The following is a 4,995-nucleotide window of genomic DNA, read 5'->3' on the forward strand; positions in this document are numbered from 1 at the left end:
TCGCGATGGTCACCGGAGACACATCGGCCCGCGCCGCCGCCCTTGGCGCAAAGCTTGGGATTGATCAGATACATGCCGGTGTCTTGCCGCACGAGAAAGTCGATCTGGTGCGTGGCATGTCCGAACAGGGCAGGCGGGTGCTGATGGTGGGTGACGGGCTGAATGACACCGCAGCGCTTGCCGCCGCATATGCATCGCTCGCCCCCGGTTCAGCGCTGGACGCGGCAAGGGTCGCCTCGGACGGGGTCATTCTGGGTGGCACTCTAGGTGCCGTCGCGCAGACCCTGATGCTTGCACGTCGGGCGCGCAGCCGCATCAAGCAGAACCTCGCTCTCGCCGCCGCCTATAACTGCGTGGCGATCCCGGTCGCGGTCATGGGCTTTGCCACACCGCTGATGGCGGCGGCGGTCATGTCTTCGTCCTCCATCCTTGTCGTCCTGAATGCGTTGCGTCGATGAATATTCTGATTGTCCTGATCCCCGTTTCCATATGCCTCGGCGCAGTAGGGCTGATCGCCTGTCTGTGGACATTACGCAGTGGTCAGTACGAAGACCTGGAGGGCGATGCCGCGCGTATCTTGCTGGAGGATGACATAAGTGTTGAAGGTGAAGAGGGGTAGAGTTTGGCTTAGGACGCGTGTCACAGCCTACCACGCAGCAGCGGATCTGATGGCCGCTCCCATCCTCGGCCCCATTAGGATCACCGGGGGCGAGAATAATCATCTTAGATTGCCGTGTGAGGTGACTGTTGATAGAAGCCGGTAGTCGCACGCCATCTGTCCGGAGGGGCTCCTCATACTGTCGATCATCATCAACGTCGCTTCGGCTCTGGACCGTATGGCCTTTATGGCGCAACAGATGGATGCGCTAGGTCTACCCTATGAGCGGCTCGAAGCCGTTACGCCCGATGCGCAGAGCGGATCGCATAACGCGGCCTATTGGGCCAGTTGGCAACGCCCCCTTAAGGAAACCGAGAAAGCTTGTTTTCTGAGCCACGTAGCAGCATGGGAGCGTGTTGCGGCTTTGGAGGAGCCTGCGTTGATCCTTGAGGACGATGTCGTGCTTTCTCGTGCGACGCAGGTATTGCTCAAGTCCTGTCGCGGGCTGGTGGATGTCGACCATCTGACGCTTGAGGTACGCCAGCGTCGGAAGATTGTCGCCAAAGACGCACAACCGCTGACAGACGACCACGTTATGCGCCGTCTCTATCAGGATCGCAGCGGTGCCGCCGCATATGTGCTATGGCCGTCAGGGGCGGCAAAACTGTTGCAGCGCGCAAAGACACAGGCAGCACTTGCCGATGCGATGATCTGTGGTGCTTACGAGCTTAAGAGCTATCAGGTCGAACCGGCCTGCGCGATCCAGATCGACCAAGCGGAGGCTTACGGCGTTGCGGTCGGGCTTAAGACACATTCGCTGATCGGGGCCGGTGTGCCGACACGGCAGCCAACCACCGCGAGGTTCAAGCTGCGCCGCATCGCCGCCCAACTTCGCATGGGCATGCAGGCTTTGCTGCATGCCGTGGATGCCGAACGCCGCGAGATATCATTGTCACCCGCCGAGTTTTATACGGCCCCCCAAGAGCCGCGGCGCTAAGCCTCGTCCCACCAGCTTGTTTTATCCCGTTTGTGCTGTGCCTTAAAGCGCGCAAACGCGGTGTCATTGATCTGCAGCCGCGCCCAGATTTCCTGGAAAATGGGCCCGACGGGATCAAGCGCCATAAACGGTTCCATCCTCCAGACCATATTGCGCAGGGTGTCATCCGTTCCGACGGTAAAGCAGGACATGCCTTCGAAAAGCGGGATGAGCCGGTGTTGAACATCCTCGACATGTGCCGGAGCCATCGTGGTGTCCAAGGTATCCGTCAGATACCGTTCACTTTCGTACATTTTAACTGTGTTAACGACCGCGCTTGTCATCATGGCAACTGCGCGCACCGCCATATCGCTATCATGGGCCGCAAATGTGTCGGTGGCTGAGACAAGCCAGCGGATATTCAGTTTCTCCCGCAGGAAGTCCCCCTCGGCCATCCACAGGGTGCGGAATTTTTGATAGGTTTCAGCCAGGTTGTGGTCGCGCCGGATCAGCACGATCAACTCTGCATGATAAAGTAGCAGCGCAGACTGCCCCGAAAATTCCGTCCTTAGATTTTGCAGATGCAGGTCGATGGATTTCGCTGACCCCCGCGTCTGAACCGGATCGCCCGCGTCAATCATCGTCGCTTTGAGCTCGGCTAGATCATGTTCCGCCGCCGCATGCCTGCGCGCCCCCCAGCGTTTGCGATGCTGGTTGAGGGATAAAAACCGTCTAAGCCGTCCGGGTTTCTTTCGCATTGGTCTCGCTTTTCCTATCGGGTTAGTGGCGCAACACTCCGTAAAGACGCAGTACATCAAACCGCCGACGTAGTCTTCGGCTTTTTAGGAAGGGTCTGAGAAGCCGGTATTTCAGCGCCATCTTTCCTTGGTCAAAGCGCCCCGGAATATCGGAGTCCTTGTCAGTTTGCGTCACAATAGGTCGGGCTAAAAAGCCCTGCCGCAGCATGCCCGGGGCGTGCCGCCAAACGAGATCGATCGGAAAGAAGAGGTGCTCGGTGGTCTGCAGAAACGCCTCTGCCGCACGACGCGAAACGATGTACCCGCTTCCCAGTAGCGGTGCCGGATCACATTCACACGCCACATGGCCGTTGGGGAGCGGGTGAAGGTGAAAAATCCGCCAACGTCTACGCCATTCAAGCCTGCGCCATAGGCGACGCCGTGACCGTTCAAACACCGTTGGGCGTGTTCTAACTGCGTCGTTCGCAAGTTGACTGAGTGTCTCTTCATCCAGCGTGTAGGTGTAAGGCGCGTTAGAGGAGAGATTCAAGAAATCCAGGCCAAGGCCGGGCATTTGCTTCTGAACCATCTCCAAATCCGGTGCGATATCAATATCATCTTCAAGGATCAGTGCATATTCTTCGTCTGTTTCAAGAAACTGCCGCCAAACGGCGATGTGCGAGGCTGCGCAAGCAATTTCACCGCGCACGGGCTGCTTTTTCTGATTGATCACAAATAGATGTCTATTCAAATCTGGGAGCTTAGCATCATCGTCATGGCCATCGACGGCGCGGAAGATTTTGAATGGCAACCCTAGTTCAGCCATCTTTCGCGAAACCTCCGACAGTCGGTCAGGGCGCCGCTCTAGGTTGATCAGGTAAGTATCCACAGAGTTCCTCGTTATTTACAACTGGACAGTATCCAGTACCTCTACTTGTTCCAGTTTGCACATGTGTGGCCAAAACCTTGATCGGACCAGATATTGTTAGGTACCCCTTAGGATACGACTTCAGGTTGTTGGTCAAGATCACTCTTTGAGTCCAAATATCTAGTGTTCACGAGGCATTCCCCACTTTCAGCCGCAACAACTTGTGACCGGGCTATGAAAGCTATGTATCGCCTGATCATGTTGAGTGCCGATCATTGCGCCTCGAGGTCATCAGTACATCTTGTCGTCGAATGTTTCCGGGCATATCCATCAAGCGCTCAGGCTCATATAAGCGCGGGTCACGGCCTTGGCATCGAACTTTTCGGGGAAATCGATCCTGAAACGCTCCGGGTTGTCTGAAGCTTCCGTCATTCGGGCTGAAAGCGCTTCGATGTTATCGGGTGGTGACACGAGATTTTGTGTGGGCAGTATTTCAGCCGGCCCCGAGGGGCAATCCGTGCTGATGACGGGGACACCAAGGGCAATCGCTTCGAGGATCGTCATGTTCAGCCCTTCATATTCCGACGATACAACCATGAATTTTGCCGCTTTGATCAACGGGAACGGGTTTTTCTGGAAGCCCACAAAATGCACGCGGTCCGCGATGCCCAAAGAATGCGCCAATGCTTTGGTTTCTTCCAGCAAGGGTCCGGTCCCGACGAGCAGCAGGTCATACGGGGTCTTTGCCTGCGCATATGCATGTAGCAGACGATCGTGGCGCTTGGCTTTTTTGAACTTGCCTACGTTGACGATATAGTCCTTCCGGGGCGGCACTGGTTCACCAGCCTGCTGTTGGATCAAAGCCGGTTCAACCGGGTTGTAGATTGTGCGGGTCTCGAGCGATTTCCCAAACAGCGCCTGCATGTCCTCTTCGACGCCCTTGCTGACGCAGATACATTTTTTTCCGCTGTAGACGCGGCGCAGTTTTTCCAGCTCCGCGTTTTGCTGACCCCCCAGGGCATATTCATGTGACGCAGTGCTGTGCATGACAAAGTGAACATTCGGCAGTTGGCTGTGCGAGAGGATGAGATCAACTGGGAACAGATTAGAGAGAACGAGGTCAGGCACACCTATATGTTTTTTGACAAATCTGTCGAAAGCCATGGCCGCGACTTTGCCCCGGATTTTGCGCGGCAATGAACGCCAAAGCCGATATGGAAACCTGTGAATTGGCACCTCAGGGTCGAGATCGTGATCGATGTCGTCTTTAAAAACAACGATATGTGCTTGGTGGCCCATGGCATTCATAGTGCGGGCCAAGGTCTGAACAACGCGCTCTGCACCACCGCCCTGTAGGCTGAAAACAGCGAGAACTATCGTTTTCATATATTTTCTCCAATACGCGCTTTGGGCGTTGCATAGACCAAACGGTAGATAATGCGCACGGGCGTTATGAAGTCCAGAACGGTTTTTGCAAGGATGCCGTGTTAAGATGCCGTTATCTGTTCGGGACGTGTCCGGTGGCTGTAGCGGGGCCAGCCTTGGCGCGGCGGAACTGGCGCCAGATGTTTTACCCAGCCCCCAAACCACCTCACACCGTCCCCCCAAAAAAAACCAGTTGTTAGTTACAAATGCAACCTTTAGGCAATCGCTAGTGGAACGCGAGGAGCCGAGTATGACTGTCGAAAAACATCCGACCCGTATGACCCAAGCCCCGTCTCTTCCCGGGGCCAACGCCGGTTATATGCCGGGCTTCGGGAATGATTTCGAGACAGAGGCGCTGCCGGATGCCTTGCCGCAAGGGATGAACAGCCCG

The 4,995-nt window shown here is 56.0% G+C and carries 7 protein-coding genes; 4 read left to right on the plus strand and 3 right to left on the minus strand.

Translation table 11 applies throughout. The features are described 5' to 3' along the window. The 3 genes from B3849_RS13050 to B3849_RS13060 all read left to right on the plus strand — a co-directional run. Positions 1 to 458: HAD-IC family P-type ATPase (locus B3849_RS13050; RefSeq protein ID WP_286780264.1), on the plus strand; the 458-nt coding region annotated here is incomplete at its 5' end. Beyond that, complete coding sequence (gene ccoS / locus B3849_RS13055; protein ID WP_286780265.1) at positions 455 to 619, plus strand: cbb3-type cytochrome oxidase assembly protein CcoS; 165 nt, start codon at positions 455 to 457, stop codon at positions 617 to 619. The genes B3849_RS13050 and ccoS, both read left to right, overlap by 4 nt. A 190-nt stretch (positions 620 to 809) precedes the next feature. Beyond that, complete coding sequence (locus B3849_RS13060) at positions 810 to 1,595, plus strand: glycosyltransferase family 25 protein (RefSeq protein WP_286780274.1); 786 nt, start codon at positions 810 to 812, stop codon at positions 1,593 to 1,595. On the opposite strand, the gene B3849_RS13065 is transcribed toward B3849_RS13060, so the two are convergent. From B3849_RS13065 to B3849_RS13075, 3 genes are all read right to left on the minus strand, one after another. Then, on the minus strand, positions 1,592 to 2,332 hold the full coding sequence (locus B3849_RS13065) for a hypothetical protein (protein ID WP_278425695.1): 741 nt from the start codon (positions 2,330 to 2,332) through the stop codon (positions 1,592 to 1,594). The genes B3849_RS13060 and B3849_RS13065 overlap by 4 nt on opposite strands. A 22-nt stretch (positions 2,333 to 2,354) precedes the next feature. Next, the gene (locus B3849_RS13070) at positions 2,355 to 3,200 is read right to left on the minus strand and encodes a glycosyltransferase family 25 protein (protein ID WP_037953478.1); all 846 of its coding nucleotides are present in this window, start codon (positions 3,198 to 3,200) and stop codon (positions 2,355 to 2,357) included. 309 nt (positions 3,201 to 3,509) lie between these two features. Further along, positions 3,510 to 4,565: a glycosyltransferase gene (locus B3849_RS13075; protein WP_278425696.1), complete on the minus strand. Its 1,056-nt coding sequence runs from the start codon at positions 4,563 to 4,565 to the stop codon at positions 3,510 to 3,512. Between the two features lie 289 nt (positions 4,566 to 4,854). Here B3849_RS13075 and B3849_RS13080 point away from each other — a divergent pair. Next, positions 4,855 to 4,995 (plus strand): homogentisate 1,2-dioxygenase (locus tag B3849_RS13080; protein ID WP_286780275.1); only part of this gene is annotated, 141 nt, incomplete at its 3' end.

It is taken from the genome of Sulfitobacter sp. UBA4523, assembly GCF_002388305.1.
GTDB lineage: Bacteria > Pseudomonadota > Alphaproteobacteria > Rhodobacterales > Rhodobacteraceae > Sulfitobacter > Sulfitobacter pontiacus.